This window comes from Rhizobium sp. BR 315, assembly GCF_050577975.1.
Lineage (GTDB): Bacteria > Pseudomonadota > Alphaproteobacteria > Rhizobiales > Rhizobiaceae > Rhizobium > Rhizobium miluonense.
Genome location: NZ_JARWKZ010000012.1, coordinates 71,746 through 95,522, shown reverse-complemented (window position 1 = coordinate 95,522; position 23,777 = coordinate 71,746). Strand labels below are relative to the sequence as shown.

The 23,777-nt window shown below is 60.4% G+C and carries 22 protein-coding genes; 13 read left to right on the top strand and 9 right to left on the bottom strand.

Features of this window, described 5'->3' with window-relative positions; all coding sequences use genetic code 11:
* Positions 1 to 6: 6 nt before the first annotated feature.
* The 6 genes from QD409_RS14875 to QD409_RS14850 all read right to left on the bottom strand — a co-directional run bounded on the left by QD409_RS14875 (position 7) and on the right by QD409_RS14850 (position 6,551).
* On the bottom strand, positions 7 to 1,458 hold the full coding sequence (locus tag QD409_RS14875; RefSeq protein WP_430763000.1) for a DHA2 family efflux MFS transporter permease subunit: 1,452 nt from the start codon (positions 1,456 to 1,458) through the stop codon (positions 7 to 9).
* A 230-nt stretch (positions 1,459 to 1,688) separates the two neighbouring features.
* A complete protein-coding gene (locus QD409_RS14870; RefSeq protein ID WP_430762999.1) occupies positions 1,689 to 2,588 on the bottom strand; it encodes a DUF6030 family protein in 900 nt (299 codons plus the stop codon).
* Between the two features lie 243 nt (positions 2,589 to 2,831).
* Complete coding sequence (locus QD409_RS14865; protein WP_430762998.1) at positions 2,832 to 3,542, bottom strand: copper homeostasis protein CutC; 711 nt, start codon at positions 3,540 to 3,542, stop codon at positions 2,832 to 2,834.
* Complete coding sequence (locus QD409_RS14860) at positions 3,532 to 4,455, bottom strand: ROK family protein (protein WP_430762997.1); 924 nt, start codon at positions 4,453 to 4,455, stop codon at positions 3,532 to 3,534. Before QD409_RS14860 ends, QD409_RS14865 begins: the two co-directional genes overlap by 11 nt.
* 87 nt (positions 4,456 to 4,542) lie before the next feature.
* Positions 4,543 to 5,895, bottom strand: coding sequence for an ATP-binding protein (locus tag QD409_RS14855; RefSeq protein WP_430762996.1), 1,353 nt, complete (start codon positions 5,893 to 5,895; stop codon positions 4,543 to 4,545).
* Positions 5,892 to 6,551 (bottom strand): response regulator transcription factor, encoded by a 660-nt coding sequence (locus QD409_RS14850; RefSeq protein ID WP_037151794.1) that lies wholly within the window; start codon positions 6,549 to 6,551, stop codon positions 5,892 to 5,894. Before QD409_RS14850 ends, QD409_RS14855 begins: the two co-directional genes overlap by 4 nt.
* A 225-nt stretch (positions 6,552 to 6,776) precedes the next feature.
* On the opposite strand from QD409_RS14850, the gene QD409_RS14845 reads away from it, so the two are divergent.
* From QD409_RS14845 to QD409_RS14805, 9 genes are all read left to right on the top strand, one after another.
* Positions 6,777 to 7,232: an RbsD/FucU family protein gene (locus QD409_RS14845; RefSeq protein WP_430762995.1), complete on the top strand. Its 456-nt coding sequence runs from the start codon at positions 6,777 to 6,779 to the stop codon at positions 7,230 to 7,232.
* Positions 7,233 to 7,274: 42 nt separating this feature from the next.
* Entirely contained in the window at positions 7,275 to 8,228 is a 954-nt protein-coding gene (locus tag QD409_RS14840) for a sugar-binding transcriptional regulator (protein WP_430762994.1), read from the top strand.
* A 146-nt stretch (positions 8,229 to 8,374) separates the two neighbouring features.
* Positions 8,375 to 9,691, top strand: a complete 1,317-nt coding sequence (locus QD409_RS14835) for an ABC transporter substrate-binding protein (protein ID WP_430762993.1) — start codon at positions 8,375 to 8,377, stop codon at positions 9,689 to 9,691.
* Between the two features lie 148 nt (positions 9,692 to 9,839).
* Entirely contained in the window at positions 9,840 to 10,712 is an 873-nt protein-coding gene (locus QD409_RS14830) for a carbohydrate ABC transporter permease (protein ID WP_092852511.1), read from the top strand.
* Position 10,713: 1 nt separating this feature from the next.
* Positions 10,714 to 11,556: a carbohydrate ABC transporter permease gene (locus QD409_RS14825; protein ID WP_092852513.1), complete on the top strand. Its 843-nt coding sequence runs from the start codon at positions 10,714 to 10,716 to the stop codon at positions 11,554 to 11,556.
* An 11-nt stretch (positions 11,557 to 11,567) separates the two neighbouring features.
* Positions 11,568 to 12,566: an ABC transporter ATP-binding protein gene (locus QD409_RS14820; RefSeq protein ID WP_092852515.1), complete on the top strand. Its 999-nt coding sequence runs from the start codon at positions 11,568 to 11,570 to the stop codon at positions 12,564 to 12,566.
* A 151-nt stretch (positions 12,567 to 12,717) separates the two neighbouring features.
* Positions 12,718 to 14,199 carry a mannitol dehydrogenase family protein gene (locus tag QD409_RS14815; protein WP_430762992.1) on the top strand — a complete coding sequence of 494 codons (1,482 nt, stop codon included), beginning with the start codon at positions 12,718 to 12,720 and terminating at the stop codon, positions 14,197 to 14,199.
* Positions 14,200 to 14,298: 99 nt separating this feature from the next.
* Positions 14,299 to 14,973, top strand: coding sequence for an HAD family hydrolase (locus QD409_RS14810; protein ID WP_430762991.1), 675 nt, complete (start codon positions 14,299 to 14,301; stop codon positions 14,971 to 14,973).
* A 20-nt stretch (positions 14,974 to 14,993) separates the two neighbouring features.
* A complete protein-coding gene (locus tag QD409_RS14805; protein WP_430762990.1) occupies positions 14,994 to 16,577 on the top strand; it encodes an FGGY-family carbohydrate kinase in 1,584 nt (527 codons plus the stop codon).
* 22 nt (positions 16,578 to 16,599) lie between these two features.
* Here the strand turns inward: QD409_RS14805 and QD409_RS14800 are convergent, their stop codons facing one another.
* Positions 16,600 to 17,451: a MurR/RpiR family transcriptional regulator gene (locus QD409_RS14800; RefSeq protein WP_430762989.1), complete on the bottom strand. Its 852-nt coding sequence runs from the start codon at positions 17,449 to 17,451 to the stop codon at positions 16,600 to 16,602.
* Between the two features lie 253 nt (positions 17,452 to 17,704).
* Here QD409_RS14800 and QD409_RS14795 point away from each other — a divergent pair, with 253 nt between their 5' ends.
* A complete protein-coding gene (locus QD409_RS14795; protein WP_430762988.1) occupies positions 17,705 to 18,427 on the top strand; it encodes a sulfate transporter family protein in 723 nt (240 codons plus the stop codon).
* On the opposite strand, the gene nth is transcribed toward QD409_RS14795, so the two are convergent.
* Entirely contained in the window at positions 18,424 to 19,203 is a 780-nt protein-coding gene (gene nth, locus QD409_RS14790) for an endonuclease III (protein WP_430762987.1), read from the bottom strand. The genes QD409_RS14795 and nth overlap by 4 nt on opposite strands.
* A 22-nt stretch (positions 19,204 to 19,225) precedes the next feature.
* Here nth and QD409_RS14785 point away from each other — a divergent pair, with 22 nt between their 5' ends.
* Entirely contained in the window at positions 19,226 to 19,729 is a 504-nt protein-coding gene (locus QD409_RS14785) for a DUF2244 domain-containing protein (RefSeq protein WP_430763038.1), read from the top strand.
* A 111-nt stretch (positions 19,730 to 19,840) separates the two neighbouring features.
* Positions 19,841 to 20,713 (top strand): methylated-DNA--[protein]-cysteine S-methyltransferase, encoded by an 873-nt coding sequence (locus QD409_RS14780; RefSeq protein WP_092852528.1) that lies wholly within the window; start codon positions 19,841 to 19,843, stop codon positions 20,711 to 20,713.
* 275 nt (positions 20,714 to 20,988) lie between these two features.
* Here QD409_RS14780 and QD409_RS14775 read toward each other — a convergent pair whose 3' ends face one another.
* A complete protein-coding gene (locus tag QD409_RS14775; RefSeq protein ID WP_092852530.1) occupies positions 20,989 to 21,978 on the bottom strand; it encodes a sugar-binding transcriptional regulator in 990 nt (329 codons plus the stop codon).
* Between the two features lie 503 nt (positions 21,979 to 22,481).
* On the opposite strand from QD409_RS14775, the gene tal reads away from it, so the two are divergent.
* Positions 22,482 to 23,447 carry a transaldolase gene (gene tal, locus QD409_RS14770; protein ID WP_092852532.1) on the top strand — a complete coding sequence of 322 codons (966 nt, stop codon included), beginning with the start codon at positions 22,482 to 22,484 and terminating at the stop codon, positions 23,445 to 23,447.
* Positions 23,448 to 23,777 lie beyond the last annotated feature (330 nt).

The following is a 23,777-nucleotide window of genomic DNA, read 5'->3' as shown; positions in this document are numbered from 1 at the left end:
GATCGACTATGAGGATTGAGCCGCCCGGCGCCGGTGGCCGCTCACCTGCATGCCGTCTTCCGGCTGCAGCCTGAGGAAGCCGGGGATGCCGAACAGCGGGATCATCGCCATCAGCAGAAACACGATATGGAATTTCTCCGGTGTCAGCGACGATCCATCGAGCGTGACCAGGCCGAGAAGCATGGCGGCGACCGAGACGCCAAAGCTGACGCTCAATTGCTGCAGGACGCCGCCGAGGCTGGTTGCGCGGCTGAGCTGAGCCGCCGGCGTCTCGGAATATGACAGGGTGTTGGAGGTCATGAACTGCGCCGCGCGCGCCAGCCCGAAGATGAAGACATAGAGAATGACGAACCAGTGCGGCGTGTTGGGGGTTATCAAGGCGAAACCGGCGACGACAGCTGCGCCGAACACGGCACTCCAGGTCAACATGCGATCGAAGCCGTAGAGTTTCAGCAGTTTCACCGATACGGGACGCACGACCAGCGTGCTCAAGGCGCTGACGAAGGTCAGGGTACCCGAGACGATCGGGCTCAGGCCGAAGCCGACCTGCAGCATCAGCGGCAGCAGGAAGGGAACGCCGTTCAGCCCGACGCGACAGATACCGCCGGCAAGCGTGCCGATGCGGAACGTGCGCAGCTTGAAAAGGGTAAGGTCTACAGCCGAGGATTTCGCCGTCTTCGCATAGCGGATGAAGCCGACGAGCAGCAGGCCGGCGGCGGCGAGCGTGAGGAAAATAGCCCAGACAGGAATTGTCGGGCGGCCGACATTCTCGATGCCGTATTGCAGCAGCACGCAGCCGACGCCGACCATGACGAAGCCGGGAAAATCGAACTTGATCGTCTCGTCGCGTTCGGTGTCTTCGACGTAACGCAGTGCCATGGCCATACCGATCAGGCCGAAGGGCAGGTTCACCCAGAAGATCCAGCGCCAGGAAAGATAGGTGGTCAGGAACCCGCCAAGCACCGGCCCTATCACCGGCCCTATCACGGCGGGCAGGGTCATGTAGGTCATGGCCGTTACCAGCTGGCTGCGCGGGAAGCTGCGGATGAGAATGAGGCGGCCGACCGGCGTCATCATGGCGCCGCCGAAGCCCTGCAGCGCGCGCGTGGCGATCAGCATGGGCAGGCTGGTCGCCAGGCCGCACAGGATCGAGCCGAGCGTGAAGACGAAAAGTGCGAGGGCGAAGATGCGGCGCGCGCCGAAGCGATCCGCGAACCAGCCGCTCACCGGGATGAACATTGCAAGCGTCAGGATGTAGGTCGTTACCGCCAGGTTCATACGGACCGGGGTGGTGGCGAGGCTTTTGGCGATATCCGGAACGGCGGTGATGAGAATGGTCGAATCGAGCTGTTCCATCAGGAAGGCCACGGCGACAACGGCGGGAATGATGTAGCGCAGGCGGGGATTGCGTTCGACCGCGAAAGTCTGGCCCTGCGGATTGAGATCAGGCGAGTCCATAAAATGTAATAGCTTTCCACCGCCTGAGGGGGAGCAGGCGTTTCCGAATGATATGATCATTATCCATGGCGCAGTGCAACAAAAACCGGACCGATAGGGTTTGCCGGATGCCGGGCGCGTCCTGCGATCTAGAGCGGTTCAGTTTTTCACGGAATCTGAGAGCCGCTCTAGCTTATTGTTTTTACGCAATTCCGGACGGAAAACCGCTGCGCACTTTTCCTGGAATTGCTCTAGTTGGTCTGCAAGGGAGAACGCAGCGTCCAGCGGGCCTTGTCGAAAACGGTAGCCGTTCGGATCTGTTCCGGTGCGGTTCTTCTCAACTCCAGCTGAAGATTGAAATTATTGTTGCCCTGGAATTCCTTGAAGAAGCTGAGCTTGGCGCCGAAGGCTTGCAGCGTCACGTCCTGCAAGGTGCCGATTGCGTCCAGCGCGGTTTGAAAATCCAGCCAATGCGTCTCGTTGAGCAAGAGCACGACGGTGTCCACGAACGTGCTGGCGATGGCCTTGCCGTCGGCGTTGTCGGGCATGATCACCTTGATGCGGATAGCGTCGAGCTCACCGGTCGGCTTGCCTCGGACAATGATGAAGAAGGAAGCCGCCTTCGCATCGCCATAGGCGCCCTTCTGGACGGCATAGCTGCATTCTGACGTGCCGCCGCCCAGCTCGCTTTGCCGCCATTCGCCGACGGAAAGGCCGAATTTCACTAGATCGGCGCAAAGGGTCTGGCCGGATATTCTCCAGCTTCGCACGAAGGCGCCGCGCAGCGCGTCGACCGGAGTATCGAACAGGTGCGAGGTTCTGGCTGGAGATGATTTGGCGGTGGCCGCCTTGGCCGGTGCCCGAGCGCTGCGCACAGGGGCGCCGGCCGGCGCCGCGGTCTTGTTTCCGACTATGGTTTTCGGGGCGGCTCCGGCAGGCGGCGAGACCGCGCTTCCGGCACTTTGGGCCGGTGAAGGCGTGGGCTGCTGCTCCTGCTTCGGAAACAGGTTGAGATGATAGCGACGGTCCAGCGCTCTCAGGTTACGCATGTCGTTGGCAAGCAGCGCGGTCGCGAGAATGATCGAGCCGATGACAACAGCCGCAATCCAGAACACAGCCCAGCTTTTCTTGCGAGGTGGCGCCACCGACATGATTGAGATCTACAGCTACTCCCGAGGAAATTCGCTTTGCTGCAACGATCGTATGTTGCGCAGCTCGCCCATGCCTACAGCATATGCGTTTATGAACGATTGATCATTCTAATGTTTCTTTGTCAATTCATGACGTTGCTTGGAGCAACTCCGGGAAAAGCGCACAGCGGCCTCCCGTCCGGAATTGCGTGAAAACAACGGGGGCTGCAGCGGCTCGGAGCTTCCGTAGAGGACTGAAGCGCTCTAGGCGAAATAAGCCTTGAGCGCTTTGACGGTCGCTACATCGGTGCGACGAGCCGACGGTGCCGAAAATCCGAGGGCGAGCAGCCGTTCATCGGTTTCCGTTGCCGCCACGGCGCCGGAGGAGTGGACTTCTCTGATCGGCAATCGCGGCCATAGCTGGCCGATCGTCGCCAGCGTGACGCCCGCGCCCGGCATGATGGAAATACGGCCAGCGGCAATGGCAATCACCTGTTCCAGCGTTGCGACGCCCTCCGCGCTCGTCTTCGCGCCACCCGATGTCAGGATGCGTTCGAAACCAAGCGAGACGGCCATTTCGACGGCCTCATCGATATCCGGAACGAGATCGAAGGCGCGGTGCAGCGTCTTGCCAAGTGTGCCTGCGTGGGCTGTCAGCGCGGCCAGCGCATCGAAATCGAGCCGCCCGTCGGGCAGCGAAGCGCCGAATACGACGCCCGGCAGTCCGGCATCGCGCGCCATGTCGATATCGCGCTTCATGACGTCGAGCTCGTCGGCAGAGTAGATGAAGCTGCCGGCGCGGGGGCGGATCATGGCATAGGAGGGAACGGACATGCCTGCCGCCACCTCTATCAGCCCGGCGCTCGGCGTCAGGCCACCGACGGAGAGCGCACTGCAAAGCTCGATACGATCGCCGCCGCCGGCGATGGCGGCCTTGAGGCCGGAAATATCGTCGACGCAGATCTCAAGCAGCATGGTGTTCTCCCGCATATCGCAGTCCCAGCAGGGCAGCGCCGATCAGTCCCGGCTCAAGCCTGCATTGGCTGGGGACCACAAGCGGCCGGCCGAACTTGCGCAGGATGCGGGCGCGTACCGCCTCGTCCAGCCGTGCCAGGAGCGGTTCGACGTTGGAAAGGCCGCCTCCGACCGGAACGATGGTCGCGCCTGTTATATTGACCGTCAGCGCAAGCGGCGAGGCGACCAGATCGATCATGACGTCGATCGTGCGCTGAGCCTGCGTGTCGTCCTTCAGCCATCGGTCGATGATCTCTTCGCTGGACAATTCGACACCGTGCAGCGTCTTGTGCAGGCGCTCGATGCCACGGGCGCCGCCGACGGTGTCGACGCAGCCCTTCTGGCCGCAGCCGCAGGGATAGGCGGGGATGGCGGCCGGCGGATCGCCCGCGAAGGAAGCGATGATCGGCCCATGACCCCATTCGCCGGCAAAGCCGCCGGCGGCATTCACCAAACGTCCGTCCGCCACCAGACCGCCGCCGACGCCGGTGCCGAGAATGGCGCCGAATACGATGCGATGGCCGCGGCCGGCGCCGGACATGGCTTCCGCCATGGCAAAGCAATCGGCATCGTTGGCAACCAGTACGGGATAGCCGAGTTCAGCCTCCAGATCGTCGGCGAGGCGTCGGCCATGAATGCAGGGTATGTTGGCGCAGGTCAGCGCCTGCGTATCGGGATCCACCACGCCGGCAATGGAAAAGGAGAGGCAATCCGGTTTCTCACCCGCCTCGGTGATGACATCGCGCAGGGCTGCGACGAATTCGGCGAAGTCATGCTTGGGCGTGGGGCGCCGCGCCAGCGGCAGAATATCGGACATGGAGCGGGCGATTCCGCCCTTGATGGCGCTACCGCCGATGTCGAAGGAAACGATCATGAATACAGACCTGCAGGAAACATGCGGCACTTGCTCGCACCCTTTGCCGGTCTTTGCAAGGCCAATCCTTGCGGTGCTGCGCCGCCATCAACCGCGCGGCAGGGTAATCCTCGCTTCGAAACCATCGGATCTTCCGGTGGCGGGCGACATGAGATCGATGCGCCCCCCGATCTGATTGACGATGCGTTCGACGATGGAAAGTCCGAGGCCGGAGCCTGCGGCCTTTGTCTTGCCGCGCCAGAAGCGTTTCTTCAGGCCGGTGAATTCTTCCTGGGAAAGCACATGGCCGCCGTTGACGACGCGGACGGTGCTATCGTCAACTCTGACCGTTACTTCATCGTCGACCGGTCCGTGGATCAATGCGTTTTCGATCAGATTGCGCATGACGATGGCAAAGGCATCGATATCGATATTGCGGATCAGTTTCCCCTTCGTCTCGTTCTCCAGCAGGACGCGTCCGGCGGTGCCGGTGTCGCGATCGTAATCGCCGATCACGGTTTCGATGACCGCGATCAGATCGATCGGCTTTTCGCCGGTGCCGATGCCGGCCTGCGCGCGGGAGAGCTGCAGCAGCTTTTCGGCCAGACGGCCGAGATTGGAGAGCGACGTCTCGATGCGGCTGGCTCGTTCGGCAAGCGGGCCTGGCGGCAATTCCACCAGCAGGCGCTGGGTCTGTGCGAGAGCGCCGGCAATCGGCGTGCGCAGTTCATGGGCGCTGTTGGCGGAGAATTCACGTTCGGCTTCGAGGGCGAGCCGCAGACGGTCGAGCAGGAGATTGACGGAGCGGGCGATCGGTTGCAGCTCGCGCGGCAAGGTCTCGGCATCCAGCGGCATCATATTGCCGCCGTCCTTGGTGGCGATCTGTGATCGCAGGCGATCGATCGGCCGCAGCGACCGGCCGACGATAAGGCCGATGGCGACGATGCTGGCGGGAATGAGGGCCAGCAACGGCCAAAGCAGCGCGACACCGCTTTCGCGGGATGCTTCGCGACGATTCTTGAACGCGTCGGCAACATGCAGGAAGATGGTCCCGTCAGCCGACGATTCCGTATAGATCCGGTAGCGCGCCGCGTTGTGGAAGCCGATCACCAGCGGCACATCGTAGGCTGTGGGAGGGGCATCGTGCGAATGCAGGATGACTTTGCCGTTCGCATCGAGCACCTGATAGGTCAGATATTCGCGGTTCAGCCCTTTGTTGAGCTGTTCCAGGCTTTGCGGATCGCCCGAATGGTCGCGGTTGCCGAGATCGTCGAGCACCAGGGGCATCAGCCGCTCCGCGGTTTCCTGCAGCGCGCCGTCGAAAGTCTCAGATAGTTCCTTATGCACGACATAGACGCCGATGCCGACGGCAATCAGCCAGAAAAGCACGACGGTACCCGTGAGCGCGGCGATCAGGCGCCAGGTGATGCTGGCGCGGCTGGGCTCATTGGGCTTCGTCATTTGTCACCCAGGCTATAGCCGACGCCGCGGGCCGTCCGGATGCGGTCCTTGCCGATCTTCTTGCGCAGGCGGCTGACATAGACTTCGACCGTGTTGCTCTCGATTTCGGAACCGAAGGCGTAGAGCGCTTCTTCGATCTTGTCCTTCGATACGATTGCGCCCGGTCGGGCGACAAGCAGATCGAGCACGGCCCATTCGCGCCCCGTCAGAACGATGTCCTTGCCTTCCAGCCGGACGCGTCGCTGCGGCTGATCGATCTCGAGGTCGGCAAAGCGAATGGTCGGCTGCGGGCTGCCGATATAGCGGCGGGCGACAGCCAGGATGCGGGCGGTGAGCTCGCCGAGGCTGAAAGGTTTTACGAGGTAATCGTCAGCGCCGCTGTTCAGGCCCTCGATGCGATCGGAAATCTGGTCGCGCGCGGTCAGAATGATGACGGGGGTCTCGTCAGGCTTGCGGCGCAGGCGCTTCAGAAAGTCGATGCCGCTGCCGTCCGGAAGCTGTAGGTCCAGCAAGACGAGACCGTAGTTCACGGCACTGGTAACTTCGCCGGCATCGGCCAGATTTTTTACCCAGTCGACGGCGTGCGAGTCTGCCGCGATATGGTCCCGAACGGCGCTGCCGATCGTATCATCGTCTTCCACAAGGAGAATCCGCACCTGAGCCCTCTCAACCGTTGACTGCGCTTCAGTTAATGCCGACGAACCTATCGGGTCAATAACGGCCAAAATAGGCCTTGCGGAGATATGTCTTTCAAGCCGAGGCGTCTTTTCCGGAAACGTTCCCGGCACCTATGGACAGACTGGGATGCCGTGGTTACTTCTTTGCGCGGAGAACGAAGCGGCGCAGGATGGCCGCCACAAGCTATTGGAGGTTATTCGGTCATGCTGAAGGGAATTTCGCCGCTGTTGAATGCGGATGTGCTCTACGCGCTGAAATCGATGGGGCATGGTGACATGCTCGTCGTGGTAGATACGAATTTTCCCGCAGAAGCCATCGCGAGCCAGACGGTTTTGGGTGAGCTGCTGCGCATCGACAACGTGCCGGCTGCCGATGCGGTTGCCGCAATATTGTCGGTGATGCCCCTCGACACCTTCATCGACGATGCGGCGACGCGCATGGAAGTTGTGGGTGCGCCGGACGAGGTGCCGCAGGTCCAGCGCGAAGTGCAGGCGGTGGTCGACAAGGCTGAGGGCAAGCATTGGCCGCTGTCGCCGGTCGAGCGATTTGCTTTCTACGAGCGTGCCAAGGATGCCTATTGCGTCATCCAAACAGGCGAACGTCGCTTTTACGGCTGTTTCACCTTGACCAAGGGCGTCATCCCGCCGGAAGCTGAGTGATCCGGTTACCGGACAAGGGCGCTGTTTCGATAAAGGAATGCGATGGCGAAGAAGCTGGATTCCCAAGGGCGGCTTGACGATGCGGCGCGTGCCGGATGGCTCTATTATGTCGCCGGGCGGACGCAGGACGAGATCGCCGTCGCTATGGGGATTTCCCGCCAGTCGGCGCAGAGGCTTGTGTCGCTTGCCGTCGCCGAACGGCTGATCAAGGTTCGGCTGGATCATCCGATCGCGGCTTGCCTCGAATATTCGGCGGCGCTCAAGAAGAAATTCAATCTGCGACATGTCGATATCGTGCCGAGCGATCCGGACGGTACGTCCTCCACGGTCGGCATCGCTCAGGCGGGTGCTGCCGAAATCGAGCGCTGGCTGAAGCGCAGCGACCCGATCGTGGTGGCGATCGGCACGGGCCGCACGCTGAAGGCCGCGGTCGACCAATTGCCGGCGATCGAATGTCTGCAGCACCGCGTTGTGTCGCTGACGGGCAATATCGGCCCGGATGGTTCGGCCGCCTATTATAACGTCATCTTCAGCATGGCCGACGTCGTCAAGGCGCGGCACTTTCCGATGCCGCTGCCCGTGCTGGTATCCTCGGCGGAGGAACGCGAGCTGCTGCATGCGCAGGCGCTGGTGCGCTCGACGCTCGATATCAGCGCCCAGGCCGACGTGACCTTTGTCGGCATCGGCGAAATGGGTGTCGAGGCGCCGCTCTGTCTCGACGGCTTTCTTGAGAAGGACGAGATGCTGGCGCTGATGAAGCGCGGCGCTGCCGGGGAGATTTGTGGCTGGGTTTTCGATGGTGAAGGAAAGCTCATGCCAGACGACGTCAACGATCGCGTCGCAAGCGCGCCGCTGCCGTCGCGCGATACCTCGTCCGTTATCGGAATCGCCAAGGGAAGACGCAAGTTCGAGGCGATCAAGGCGGCCGTCACCGGCCGTCAAATCAACGGTTTGATCACCGATGAGGCAGTTGCTGAGTTTTTGCTCAAGAGCTGAGCAAAAAATTTAATCTGTAAAAACAAAAGGATAGGCTGCTTGCTCGGCACTGCAGCAACGAATTCGCATTGACATTTTGTCGCAAGAGGTGAGTAATTGCCCACGAGCAAAGCGAATGCTCATTTTTAGTCTTCTGGGAGGAAGATATGAAATTGAAAACTTTACTGCTGAGCGCCTGCTCGGCGCTGATGTTTGCCGGCTTGGCGTCCGCCGAAACCCTCACGATTGCGACAGTCAACAACGGTGACATGGTCCGTATGCAGAAGCTTACGGACGATTTCAAAGCCAAGAACCCCGGCATCGACCTGCAGTGGGTCACGCTTGAAGAAAACGTATTGCGCCAGAAGGTTACGACCGACATCGCTACCAAGGCAGGCCAGTACGACGTACTTACCATCGGCACCTACGAAGTGCCGATCTGGAGCAAGCTCGGCTGGCTTGCCTCGCTCGACAAGCTTTCCGCCGACAAGGACTATGACGTGAATGACCTTCTCCCGGCCATTCGCAGCGGTCTGACCACCGACGGCAAGCTCTATGCGGCACCGTTCTACGGCGAAAGCTCGATGGTGATGTACCGCAAGGACCTGTTCGAAAAGGCCGGCCTGAAGATGCCGGACGCGCCGACCTGGGACTTCGTTGCCGATGCCGCCCGTAAGATCACCGACAAGGATCATGAAGTCTACGGCATCTGCCTTCGCGGCAAGGCAGGCTGGGGCGAGAACATGGCGTTCCTGACGGCGATGTCGAATTCGTTCGGCGCCCGCTGGTTCGACGAGAAGTGGAAGGCACAGTTCGACCAGCCGGAATGGAAGGCGACGCTCGACTTCTACGTCAAGCTGATGAAGGACGCTGGCCCTCCGGGTGCTTCTTCCAACGGCTTCAATGAAAACCTGGCTCTGTTCCAGTCCGGCAAGTGCGGAATGTGGATCGACGCAACGGTTGCCGCTTCCTTCGTCTCCGATCCGAAGGAATCCAAGGTCGCCGATAAAGTCGGCTTTGCTCTGGCTCCGGACAAGGGTCTGGGCAAGCGCGGCAACTGGCTGTGGGCATGGAACCTCGCCATCCCGGCTTCGTCGAAGAAGACCGAAGCTGCAGAGAAGTTCATCTCCTGGGCAACCAGCAAAGAATACACCAACCTGGTCGCCCAGAAGGAAGGCTGGCTGAACGCACCTCCCGGCACCCGTACGTCGCTCTACACGAGCGCGGACTACCAGAAGGCAGCGGCTTTCGCGAAGATGACGCTCGACTCGATCAACTCTGCCGATCCGACGCATCCGACCGTGAAGCCGGTTCCCTATGTCGGCGTCCAGTTCGTCGCTATCCCCGAGTTCCAGGGTATCGGCACGGCTGTAGGCCAGCAGTTCTCGGCCGCTCTTGCCGGCCAGATCTCCGTCGACCAGGCCCTGAAGGCTGCGCAGCAGCTGACGGAACGCGAAATGAAGAAGGCCGGCTACCCGAAGTAAGGGGCCGTTGAAGCTAAGGAAAGCAGTGCCTCCTCTCGAGCATTGCTTTCCCCTAGGCCGCCGAGCGCCGAACTGCCCTTGGCGGCCCTTTTCGTTTCAGCCGGTCCACGGCCACCTCTTCCTGCTCAAAGATAGGTCGGTACTTGCCATGGCAACGTTGCACACCCGTTCCACCGCGCGCGTCATGATGGCGCCTTCGATTCTGCTCCTCTTTGCGTGGATGATCGTCCCGCTCGTCATGACGATCTATTTCTCGACGCTGAACTACAATCTGCTGTCGCCCGGCGCGCATGATTTCCTCGGTTGGCTCAACTACGAATATTTCGTCACCGATCCGGCCTTCCTGAGTTCGCTGATCGTGACGCTGCTGCTTGTTGGCGGCGCATTGGTGATCACCGTGGTCGGCGGCATTGCGCTGGCGCTCCTTCTCGATCAGCCGATCTTCGGCCAGGGCATCGTGCGCATGCTGGTGCTTGCGCCCTTCTTCGTGATGCCGACGGTCGCCGCACTCATCTGGAAGCACATGTTCATGAACCCGGTGAACGGGCTCCTGGCGCATCTCTTCCGATTGTTCGGGCTTGATCCGCTGACCTGGCTGGAGACGGTTCCGCTGCTGTCTGTCATCATCATCGTCGCCTGGCAATGGCTGCCCTTCGCCACACTCATCCTGCTGACGGCCATGCAGTCATTGGACGAAGAGCAAAAGGAAGCCGCCGAAATGGACGGCGCCGGTCCGATCTCGAAGTTCATCTACATCACCCTGCCGCATCTGGCCCGCGCCATCACGGTCGTGATTCTGATCGAGACGATCTTCCTGCTCTCCGCATTCGCTGAAATCCTCGTCACCACCAATGGTGGTCCGGGTACGGCGACGACGAACCTGACTTATCTCGTCTATTCGCAGATCGTTCTGTCGCAGGATGTTGGCGGCGCATCGGCGGGCGGCATCATCGCCGTCATCCTCGCCAACATCGTCGCGATCTTCCTGATGCGCGCAGTCGGCAAGAATCTGGAGGCTTGAGATGGCACGCAAAATCACCACACAGCGCAAGATTTTCATATCGGTGGTCGCCTGGGTCGTGGCGCTCCTCATCTTCTTCCCGATCCTGTGGACGATCCTGACGAGCTTCAAGACTGAGGGTGACGCCATCGCCTCGCCGCCGCAGTTCCTTTTCTTCCACTGGACGCTGCAGAACTATTTCGAGGTACAGTCGCGTTCGGATTACTTCCTCCACTTCGGCAACTCGGTCATCATCGCCTTCGGTTCCACAATCCTCGGTTTGCTCGTCGCCGTTCCGGCCGCCTGGGCCATGGCATTCTCGCCGACCAAGCGGACCAAGGATGTCTTGATGTGGATGCTGTCCACCAAGATGATGCCGCCGGTCGGCGCCTTCATCCCGATCTATCTGCTGTTCCAGGGCTTCGGCCTCTTGAACAACCAGTTCGCCAGCCGCGCCGGCATGGTCGTCGTCCTGATGCTTATCAACCTGCCGATCATCGTCTGGATGCTCTATACCTACTTCAAGGAAATCCCCGGCGAGATCCTCGAAGCGGCCCGCATGGATGGCGCGACGCTGGCAAAGGAGATCATCTACGTCCTGACGCCGATGGCGATCCCCGGCCTTGCCTCGACGATGCTGCTCAACATCATCCTCGCCTGGAACGAGGCCTTCTGGACGCTCAACCTGTCTGCCGTAGACGCAGCACCGCTGAGCACCTTCATCGCCTCCTACTCCAGCCCGGAAGGCCTGTTCTATGCCAAGCTTTCGGCGGCATCGACCATGGCGATCGCTCCGATCCTGATCCTCGGCTGGTTCAGCCAGAAACAACTCGTTCGCGGCCTCACCTTCGGCGCGGTTAAGTAAGGAAGACAAGCATGGGTAGCATTGTTCTTAAGAAGGTTTCCAAGGTCTTCGGCGAAGCCAAGGTCATCCCTTCCATCGACCTCGAGATCGATAATGGTGAGTTCGTCGTGTTCGTCGGCCCGTCCGGTTGTGGCAAGTCCACGCTGCTGCGCCTGATCGCCGGCCTCGAAGACGTCTCCGGCGGGCAGATCATGATCGACGGAAAGGACGGCACCAATCTGAAGCCATCCGACCGCGGCCTTGCCATGGTGTTCCAGTCCTACGCGCTCTATCCGCATATGAGCGTGCGCAAGAACATCGCCTTTCCGCTGAAGATGGCGAACATGCCGCAGGCGGAAATCGACAAGAAGGTCGCGGATGCCGCGCGCGTCCTGAATCTCACGGACTATCTGGAGCGCAAGCCGCGCCAGCTTTCCGGCGGGCAGCGTCAGCGCGTTGCCATCGGCCGCGCCATCGTACGCCAGCCGGCAGCCTTCCTCTTCGACGAGCCCTTGTCGAACCTTGACGCGGCACTGCGTGTCAACATGCGCCTCGAAATCAGCGAGCTGCATCAGCAGTTGAAGACGACGATGATCTATGTGACGCACGATCAGGTCGAGGCCATGACCATGGCCGACAAGATCGTCGTGCTCAACCGCGGCAATATCGAGCAGGTGGGTTCGCCGCTGGAACTCTATCGCAGCCCGCGCAATCTCTTCGTCGCCGGTTTCATCGGCTCGCCGAAGATGAATTTCGTCAAGGGCGCCTATGCCCAGAGCCTCGGCGGCGACACCATCGGCGTACGCCCGGAGCATGTGCTGCTGTCGACCACCTCCGGCGACTGGCAGGGCAAGGTGCTGGTTGCCGAGCATCTTGGCTCCGACACCTTCCTGCATATCGACGTCGACGGGATCGGCACGGTGACGGCGCGCGGCTCGGGCGACTTCCCGGCCCGGGCCGGCGACATCGTCTACCTGACGCCGGACAAGGCGCATATTCATCGGTTCAACGCCGGGGGCCTGTCGATCTGAGCCAAAACCAAGGCCGCGCGCGATCAATGCGTGCGGCCAACGCATTTCTTCCGGTTCGCATTCATTGATCTCCGCGGACGGGCAAGCATACCAGCCGGCGCGGTCTTCCCAAGCCGCCCTGAGCCAGAGACCTTTCAGAAGGACCAGAGACATGACGTGCAAATTATCGCTCGCAACTCTCCAGCAGGCGGCTGCAAAGGCGGCTATTCCTGCCTACGATCCGAAGTCGCTTTCGGCGGGCATCGTGCATTTCGGTGTCGGCAATTTCCATCGCGCCCATCAGGCTGTTTATCTCGACGATCTTTTCAATGCCGGCGCGGCTCATGATTGGGCGATCATCGGCGCAGGCGTCCTGCCTTCCGATGCGGCCATGCGGGAGAAGCTGGCCGCTCAGGACTTTCTGACGACCGTGGTCGAGCAGGACAATAATCGCACAGCTGCGCGCGTCACCGCGCCCATGATCGATATTCTGCCAGTCGGCGATGCCAAGGTTATCATCGCCAAGCTCGCCGACCCGACGATCCGTATCGTCTCAATGACGATCACCGAGGGCGGCTACTTCATCGACGCCTCGGGCAAGTTCAATCCCGCTCATCCGGCAATCGTCGCAGACGGGCAGGACCCCGATGCGCCGAAGACCGTGTTCGGTCTGATCGTGGCCGGCCTCAAGGTGCGGCGTGCCGCCGGCCTGCAGCCCTTCACCGTCATGTCCTGCGACAACATTCCCCATAATGGCGGAGTTACCAAAGCGGCCGTCGTCGGCACGGCGCGGCTCTCCGACCCGACGTTTGCCGACTGGATCGCGGCGAACGTCGCCTTTCCGAACGGCATGGTCGACCGCATCACGCCGGCGACCGGTACGCGCGAGATCGACCTGTTAAAAGAAGCCTTCGACATCGAGGACAATTGGCCCGTCTATTGCGAAGAGTTCAAGCAATGGGTGCTGGAAGACAATTTCCCTGCCGGCCGTCCTGCGCTCGAAAAGGTCGGTGTGACCTTCGTGCCCGATGTGACGCCCTATGAGCATATGAAGATCCGCATCCTCAACGGCGGTCATGCGGCGATCGCCTATCCGGCAGCGCTGATGGATATCCATTTCGTGCATGAAGCCATGGAAGAGCCGCTGATCCGCGCCTTCCTTGCCAAGCTCGAAAACGATGAGATCATCCCCGTCATCCCGCCCGTGCCGAACACGGTGCTTGCTGATTATTTCAAGCTGATCGAGCGGCGTTTCTCCAACCCGAAGATCGCCGATACCATTCCGCGTCTCGCGCAGGACGGCTCGAACCGTCAGCCGAAGTTCATACTGCCATCCACGGCCGATCGCCTCCGCCGCGGCGAGGATATTGTCGGTCTTGCACTCGTCTCGGCGCTCTGGTGCCGCTACTTCGCCGGCAAGAGCGACGGCGGCAAGGACATCGTCTTCAACGATGCCAGCGCCGACCGGCTGCATGAAGCAGCCCTCAAGGCCAAGAGCGATCCGGCAGCCTTCCTGGTGTTCGACGACATTTTCGGCGATGTCGCCAAATCCGATCTCTTCCGCAAGCGCTTCGCGCATGCACTGAAAACGCTGTGGGAAAAGGGTACCCGCGCCACGCTGCAGCTATACTTGGACAACAAACTCGCGGAATAACTTTCAAACGGCCGGATTTTTCCTGTTCCGGCCGTTTTCCATTGCTGCCCCGGTAAATCGGGTAGGCGGGACAACAACAGAATTCAGGTTGGATCTGTGATGACGGGTGCGGGAACAGGGCTCGTAATCTTCGATTGCGATGGTGTGCTTGTAGACAGCGAGCCGCTGTCTGTCGGCGTGCTCATCGAGGCGATGCACGATATCGGCGTAGAGATGAGCGAAGAGGATGTCTACAGCCGCTTCCTCGGCAAGAGCTTGGCGACGCTCGTCGATACGATGCAAACGGAGTTCGATGTCTTCATCGATCAGGCGTTCCTGGATCGCATTCGCAATAATCTTTACGAACGATTCAAGCATGAATTGAAGCCGACCGACGGCATTGCTGCGACGCTGGATGCGCTTTCGCTGCCGCGCTGTGTTGCCTCGTCGAGCCAGCTGGAGCGCATCCGGCTCTCGCTCGGCGTGACCGGTCTTCTGGACAAGCTGGAGCCGAACATTTTCAGCGCCAGCATGGTCAAGCGCGGCAAGCCGGCGCCGGATCTATTTCTTTATGCGGCCGAAAAAATGGGTGTGCCGCCACAGGATTGCATCGTCGTGGAAGACAGCCCGGCGGGGATCACGGCGGCGCGCGCGGCCGGCATGACGGTCTTTGCCTTCACCGGCGGTTCGCATGCGCATTCGCCGAGTTACCGGGCGGAGCTAGAGCAGCTTTCGCCGGAAGTCGTGTTTGACGCGATGCCGGAATTGATACAACTTGTCCGCAACAAGAGATAAGTGGTCGGGACCTCTTTTGCATGCGTGATCACGTGGTTGCGGTCGATATCGGCACAGGCAGCGCACGCGCCGGTGTCTTCACGGCGAGCGGCTCACTGCTGGGAAAAAGCGAACATCAGATCCTGATGAATCGCCCGCGTGAGAACCACGCCGAGCATGATTCCGAAGACATATGGGCTGCCGTCTGCGCAGCCGTTCGCGCAGCCGTGAAGGCATCCGGCGTCGATGCATCCGTCATCGGCGCGATCGGCTTCGATGCAACCTGTTCACTGGTGGTGCGTGATCGCGACGGCGGGCAGCTCACCATTTCCACCGGTGGCGAGAAGAGATACGATACCATCGTCTGGCTCGATCATCGGGCGCTGGCCGAGGCGGATTACTGCACCGCGACCAAGCATGCGGTTCTCGAATATTCCGGCGAGTTCATGTCGCCGGAAATGGAAATGCCGAAGCTGATGTGGCTGAAGGAGAACCTGCCGGAAAGCTGGGCTGAGGCCGGCTATTTCTTCGATCTTGCCGATTTCATGACCTGGAAGGCCACGGGTTCGCTTGCCCGCTCGCGTTCGACGCTGGTGGCTAAATGGAATTATCTCGCCCATCGCGATCCGGGCTGGCAAGCCGATTTTCTCAATGTGATCGGCCTTGGCGATCTGCGCGAGCGCGGTGGCCTGCCCGAGGAGAGCGTCGCCGTCGGCAAGAGCATCGGCACACTGACGGCCGAGGCGGCCGAGGCGCTCGGGCTCGACCGCGCCTGCCATGTCGGCGCCGGCATGATCGACGCCTATGCCGGCGCGCTTGGTGCACTCGCCGCCCATGCCGGCGATGCCGCGACATTGGAGCATCAGCTGGCGTTGATTGCCGGAACCTCGAGCTGCGTCGTTTCCTTCGCGCGTGAGCGCAAGCGCAGCACCGGCATGTGGGGGCCTTATTACGAAGCCGTCTTCCCGGGCATGTGGCTGGCCGAGGCCGGGCAGTCGGCGACGGGTGCGCTTCTCGACCATATCGTCAGCATGCATGCGGCTGGCGGCCCTCCGTCGGCGGCATTGCATGACCGTATCGTTCGACGGATCGCCGAGTTGCGGCTAGCCGAAGGCGACTCTCTCGGAGGGCGCATCCATGTGCTGCCCGATTTTCACGGCAATCGGTCGCCGCTTGCAGATCCGCATGCATTGGGCGTCATCAGCGGCATGACGCTGGACGCGTCCTTCGACGGCCTCTGCCGGCTTTACTGGCGCACCAGCGTCGGTATTGCGCTCGGTATCCGCCACATACTGGAACGGATGCGGGACTACGGTTACGTGCCCGACACGCTGCACGTCGCCGGCGGCCATGTGAAGAATTCGGTGCTGATGGAGCTTTATTCCGATGTGACCGGCTGCAAGGTCGTGACCCCGAAGATGAATGAGACGGTGCTTCTCGGCACGGCAATCGCCGCCTCCGTCTCTTGCGGTATCCATGAAAGCCTGGGTGCAGCGGGTGCTGCCATGTATCCCGGTGGTCACGAGCGCTTGCCGGATACTCGCAGGCAGGCACTTTACGATCGTGATTATCGCCGCTTCCTTGCCATGTATCGCCATCGGGCGGAATTGGACGCCATGGAATAGGTGGATCTGCCCTTGCTGCTGCTTATCTTAGCGGTGCGGGGGCGAACATGCCTTGCAGCTCTTCAATCCGGCGCGTTCTGTTTTCCGCCGCTTCGCCCGCGGCATGGGTGACGGCTACGGCGATCAGTTCCAGCAGCGCCATCATGCCCGAGAGGCTCTCGCGGCTATTGGCTCGCAGAGGCGGCAACGACAGCGTGACATTGGCGAATTCATGCGCCCATTCCGTAAATTGGCCAGTTGCGAGCAGAACTTTGTGTCCGGCACGGCGGGCGGAACGGGCCAGCAACCGCGAGGCGACGAAGCGCGGTGAATCGATGATGATGAGCAGGCTGTCTTCGGAGTGCGCGCCCAGCATTTCGATATAGCTGCCGTTGGCGCCGTCGAGGAAGAGAACGCGATCGCGGGCAAAGGTCAGCCGGTCGCAGAAATGGCGGCCAAGCCCCGCAAGGCCGGGATGAGACGTGACGAAAACACTGCTGGACGACAGGATTGTCGACACCGCATCATGCCACTGCGGCTGGCTGGCGAGGTTGTAGATATGCTGCAATATCTCGACCTGTTCGACGACCTGGGCTGCCAAAGGGCGGCTCTCGCCGGCATCCTTCTGAAGCTGCTCGAGAACATTCGGCAATTGTACCGTAACCGGAACCACATTCTCCTTCAGATGCACCCGGATACCATCCAGACCGTGATAGCCGAGGGACCGCAAGAATCGTCCCACCGTCATAGGACTCAACTCCAGCCTGTCGGCCACGGAAGAGGCGGTCTCGAAGGGCAATTCATTCAGATGTTCTGAGAAATACTTTGCAATACGTCGCTCAGCTGGCGTACCAACCTTGATATATTCTCTAAGTTTTTGGCCGAGGTCTTCCAAATTATGCGCCCCATTGACGGTCCTTTTGATGTTTGAGTGCACCAATTGATGGAACAATCGGTTGTGCAAATCTCGTAAGGCCGCCCTTGTTGTTTTGGTTGTTGTTAGGAACAAGGCATCGAAAACATATTAGCCTAAACTTTATTACAACGATACATTTTTTTAATTGAGCATACTCACCAATTCGGCGGGATATTGATATCGGTGCGATCGTTTCCTAGGTGTCGGATTATCCGCCACGAGGCTCGACCGAATGATTGCCCTTGCTGCCCGCCTTGCCTTCGAAAATCTCTTTGCGCCGGAGACGCGCAGGGTTTTCTGGAAGGTTCTCGGCCTGACGTTGCTCGCGCTCGCCGTGCTTTGGTTCGCCTTGCGCGGCGCGTTCAATTCCTTCGTTCTGCCGTGGCTGCAAGGCTTCATGCCGTCCACTGCGGACTGGACCGGATGGCTCACGCTCTTCCTTGCCATTTTCGCTGGCATCGCATTGGCATTGGTCATGGCGCTGCTGATCTCGCCGGTCACCGCGCTGATCGCCGGCCTCTTTCTCGATGATGTCGCTGAAGTTGTAGAAAAGCGCGACTATCCTTCCGATTCGCCCGGAACGGCGATGCCAGTCGCCTCGGCGATGAAAAGCTCGGTGCGGTTTCTTGGTGTCGTCATCGTCGGCAACATCGTGGCGCTGCTGTTGCTGTTCATTCCGGGCGTCAATCTCGTCGCCTTCTTTCTGGTGAACGGTTATCTGCTCGGCCGGGAATTCTTCGAATTCGCCGCCATGCGTTTCTGCTCGCCGGACGAGGCGCGGGAGTTTCGTGTCAAACACGCTTTCACGGTATTCCTCGCCGGTCTGGTGATCGCGGCCTTTCTGGCCATCCCATTGCTCAATCTGCTGACGCCGCTGTTTGCGGCCGGGATGATGGTGCATCTGCACAAGCTGATTTCACACAAGGAGACGAGTGTGCAGGTCCGACGCTCTTAGCTTGCGGCTTCGGCGCCGATGACTTGCGCCGGCAGTTCGACCAGCGGTGCCGGGATATCCCAGGTCTTTTCCGGCGAGCGACAGAGGTCGGCAATGACGCAGCGCTCGCATTCCGGCTTGCGCGCCTTGCAGCAGTAGCGTCCGTGCAGGATCAGCCAGTGATGCGCATGGTAGAGATATTCGTCGGGGATGATCTTCATCAGCTGCTGCTCGACCTCATCCGGCGTCTTGCCGGTTGCCAGCAGCAGCCGGTTGGCGATACGGAAGATGTGCGTATCGACAGCCATCGTGGCCTGGCCGAAGGCCATGGACAGCACCACATTCGCAGTCTTGCGCCCGACGCCCGGCAGGGTGACCAGCTCTTCACGCGTCCGCGGCACCTCGCCGCCGAAATCCGTGATCAGCTTTTCCGATAGCGCCACGACATTCTTTGCCTTGTTGCGGTAAAGGCCGATCGTCTTGATGTATTCGCGAATGCGTTCCTCGCCGAGATCCAGCATCTTCTGTGGCGTGTCGGCGACGGCAAAGAGGGCGCGCGTCGCCTTGTTGACGCCGGCATCAGTCGCCTGCGCCGAAAGCGCCACGGCAACGACGAGCGTGAAAGGGTTGACGTGCTCGAGTTCGCCCTTCGGTTCCGGCCGCTGGATCGAGAAGCGGCGGAAGATCTCTTCCAGGTCCGCCTTGGAATAGAGGCTTTTTGCAGCCGGCTTGCGGCCTGCGGTCGCATTTGACTTTTTCACGGTTTGGGCGCTGGATTTGATCTTGGGATTTGCCATGAACGACCTATACTCAAGTCCTATGACGGAACGCAACGCCGATACGGCAGCAGACGGCAACAGGCCGGTTTTTGCCGCCGAATTGTTTCCCCATCGCTCGCTTGGACGAAAGGGGTTCAAGGTCATGCTGGCCTTGGCCGGTATCTCCTGCTTCTTCTACGGCATTTTCTTCGTCGCGCGCGGCGCCTGGCCGATCGGCATTTTCTTTGGTGCCGACTTTCTCCTGCTCTATGGCGCCTTCTGGCTGAATTATCGCTCCGGGCGCGTGCGCGAAGAGGTGACGGTGTCGCGCACCAACGTCTCCATCCGCAAGTTCTCGCCAACAGGGCGGATGGTAGAACACGATTTCAATCCGTTCTGGACGCGTTTCCTCGTTCGTCGCCACCGCGAGATCGGGGTCGTGTCGATGCATGTCCGCGACAGAAGCCACGACACCGATGTCGGCTCCTTCCTCAACCCCGAAGATCGCGAGAGCTTTGCCAAGGCCTTCAAACGCGCATTGGCGACCGTCACGCAGAGGATATGAGCGGGCAGAGCGAGGCAGGCCGATCACATTTTCGCAAAGAGAATACTTGCGCAAGAATCGGGTGGTTTTAGCCCTCTTGCCGTGGTTTTCTCCTTTCCAAGGAGAAAGATCATGAATGCGATTGCACAGTTGAAGAAAGACATCACCCCTGAAGGTCAGGACTACGAGACCGTTCGGGAGGTCATCGAGCTCATCACCGAGGAATATCGCGACCAGCCGTCGCTGGAGATGCTTGCCGACCGGCTCGGCCAATCACCGACCCAATTGCAGAAGACGTTTACGCGCTGGGCCGGGTTGTCGCCCAAGGCGTTCCTTCAGGCCGTCACGCTCGATCATGCCAAGCGGCTGCTGCGCAAGGAGGATCTGCCGCTACTGGAGACCTCCTTCGAGGTCGGTCTTTCAGGCCCGAGCCGGCTGCACGATCTTTTCGTGACGCACGAGGCGATGTCTCCGGGCGAGTGGAAGGCCAGGGGCAGCGGTCTGGTGATGCGCTACGCGTTCCACATCTCCCCCTTCGGCCTTGCCTTGATCATGGTCACCGATCGCGGTCTTGCCGGCCTAGCCTTTAGCGACTCCGGCAATGAAAAGGCCTGCCTGGCAGACATGACCTGCCGCTGGCCGAATGCGCAATTCATCGAGGATCCGCACGCGACCGCTCCCTATGCGGCGCGCATCTTCGAGCGCTCGAACTGGTCGAGCGACCAGCCGTTGCGGGTGGTGCTGATCGGCTCGGATTTTCAGCTTCGCGTCTGGGAAAGCCTCTTGAAGATCCCGATGGGTCGTGCCGTGACCTATTCCGACATCGCCAAGGATATCGGCCAGCCGACGGCGATGCGGGCCGTGGGCGCGGCTGTCGGCCGCAACCCAATCTCCTTCGTCGTGCCCTGCCATCGTGCACTTGGCAAGAACGGCCAGCTCACCGGTTATCACTGGGGCTTGACGCGCAAGCGGGCGATGCTGGGATGGGAATCAGGGGATGCATGAGGGGTGTGTGCCTTCGGAAGCCCCGAGTTTGCGGTGCCTGCGCCACCTCCCTCTGTCGCTATCGCGACATCCCCCCCCAAGGGGGGAGATTGGTAATTCGCGGCAGCCTCTCGCTTCAAAGCAAACATTGCGTCTGCTGAAATTACCGTTGTTGAGTATTTGATAGGGACAACCGCAAACTCCCAAAGATCTCCCTCCTTGTGGGGGAGATGTCACGAAGTGACAGAGGGGGGTGTGCACTGTCACCAAATTCGGAGCCAGTGGTGGGGTTGCCCTTAAGCAGCCTTCGCCATAGCCATCTGCAGCAGCGCCTTCGCCGCGCTTTCATCCGTAATTAAAGTATTGCAGCCGATGCGCTTGATGGTGGCGCTGATCGCCTGGGCGCGATGGGCGCCGCCGGAGGAAATGACGATATGCTTGGCTTTCTTCAGCGTATCGAGATCGACGGACATGACGCGCTTGTTGATGGGGTGATCGACGGAATTGCCCTCGGCGTCGAGGAAGTTGAACATGGTGTCGCAGACGCAGCCTGCTTCGATCAGCTCTTCCAGCTCGCGCTTCGAGATGAAGCCCTCAGACAGCGATGTCGATTGCGGACCGATATCGCCGCAGCTGACAATCGCAAGATCGAGGTTTTCTGCCAGCCGGTAGATCGCTTCGAGGCCGCATTTTTCGATGAGATTGCGCTTGGTCTCGACGGAGTCGACCAGCAGCGGCGCCAGGAACATGTAGCATTCCGCGCCGAGCTGGCTCGCCAGGCGCCACGTATAGTCGATCGGGTTGGTCTGATGGACGGCGACGATGCCGCCGAGCAGGGAGACCACCTTGCAATTGTCGCGGCGGGTCGGGCGGAAGCTCGCAAGCGAGGCCGTCATCGTCCGGCCCCAGCCGACGCCGATGGTGGAATTGTCTGGAATGGCTTCCGTCAGAAACTGGCCGAGCGCCAGGCCGACGCTTTTTGCCTGCGCGTTGACATTGCCGCCGGCCGGCTCGGGAACCACGATCGCTTCATCGAGGCCGTAGGTGCGCTCGAGCTTGATCGCCAGCTCGACGCAATCGTCGATGCCTTCGGTGATCCAGATCTGCACTTCGGCGCGGCGCATGGCCTCATCAAGCAGGCGGATGACGGTGGTGCGGCTAATGCCCAGCTGTTCGGCAACGTCCTTCTGCGTCAGGCCCTGGTTGTAATAGAGCCATGCTGCGCGAAGCCTCAAGGAGGAGGTCTCCGAATAGGCGGTATGGGTTCCGCGTCTCAGTTTGGCCACAGGTCCTCCGAAATGATTGTCGCATGCGCCTTTTAGGGTCATGATCACCCCGGAAAACGAAATGGGGTGATGGCGGATGACAGGAGCAGGCGGGATCGGCTCTTCTGCTGCCGATATTCTATGACGTGAAACTTATGTCAATCGAATTGCACAAATGTCCTTGACTTTTCGGTGCGAGATTGCTGATAGTCGGCGGTGAGGAATTCGGTCTTGTCCAGTCGAGGAGGACAATGTGCGAGTGCTGCTGCGAGCAAGTGCCAGGCCGGACGGGGAGCCATATAGGGCGCCCGGTGCCGGTGAAAAGCTTGTTTGCGGAAGGTTGTCTCCTGATCGCTCGGCCGTACACCGGAAATGGAACTTTCGCGCTTTTTATCCCGTTACCGAAACATAGGAGAAGGAAGGCTGCACTCCCCTGACGCCTTCGAGTCCGCCCGACGAAAAGACCGGATCTGCTGCCCGATACCTCCCATCCAAATGGGCTTCATTCAACAAGGATACCTGTTATGACTTCCAAGCTTGATCAACTCCGCGCCATGACGACGGTCGTGGCCGATACCGGCGATATCGAGGCAGTCGCTCGCCTGAAGCCGGTGGATTGCACCACTAACCCGACCATCGTGCTGAAGGCGCTCGGCACCCCGATGTTTGCCGATGCGATCAAGGAAGCTGTGGCCTGGGGCAAGAAACAGGGCGGCACGCCGGAAGCTACCGCTGCTGCTGTTGGCGACCGTCTGGCGATCTCTGTGGGTGCAGCACTCTCCGCCCTTGTTCCCGGCCGTGTCTCGACGGAAGTCGACGCCGACCTGTCCTTCAATACCGAAGCGTCGCTCGCCAAGGCGCGTGCCATCATCGCGGCCTACAAGGAGCGCGGCATCGAGCGTGACCGCATCCTGATCAAGCTTGCTTCCACCTGGGAAGGCATCCGTGCGGCCGAAGTGCTGCAGAAGGAAGGCATCGACTGCAATCTGACGCTGCTCTTCAGCAAGGCCCAGGCGATTGCCTGCGCCGATGCCAAGGTATTCCTGATCTCGCCTTTCGTCGGCCGTATCCTCGACTGGTACAAGAAGTCGACCGGCAAGGACTACACGGCTGAGGAAGATCCGGGTGTCGTCTCGGTGCGCGACATCTATCACTACTACAAGTCCAACGACATCAAGACGATTGTCATGGGCGCCTCCTTCCGCAACACCGGCGAAATCGAAGCGCTGGCCGGCTGCGATCGCCTGACGATCAGCCCGAACCTGCTCGACGATCTTTCCAAGGACGAAGGCAAGCTGGAGCGCAAGCTCTCGCCGGAGAACAAGGGCTCCGCCGGCAAGATTGCCGTCGACGAAAAGACCTTCCGCTGGATGATGAACGAAGACGCAATGGCAACCGAGAAGCTCTCCGAAGGTATCCGCGCCTTCGCCAAGGATCTCGGCACGCTGCGCGCCATGGTCAGCAAGGAACTGCAGCTCGCTGCGGCCTAAGGTGATCTTGCTTCTCTTTTTGGAGAGTGGTTCGTTAAGAGGGGTGTCGCAGGAATGCGGCGCCCCTCTTGTGTTTCGACGATAGATCGGGACTTCGAGCGTGCCGCGCCTGTGATACCCCCTCTGTCCCTTCGGGAGATCTCCCCCACAAGGGCGGAGATCGTTGGGGCGCATCATTCAGTCCGCAAGGCAAGGTATAATAGCTCAGCCAATACGATGCCCATTGTTTTGCAATGGCAGCGCTACAGGTTACCAATCTCCCCCCTTGTGGGGGAGATGTCACGATAGTGACAGAGGGGGGTAAGATCGGTGCGGCAAACGGATAGGAAG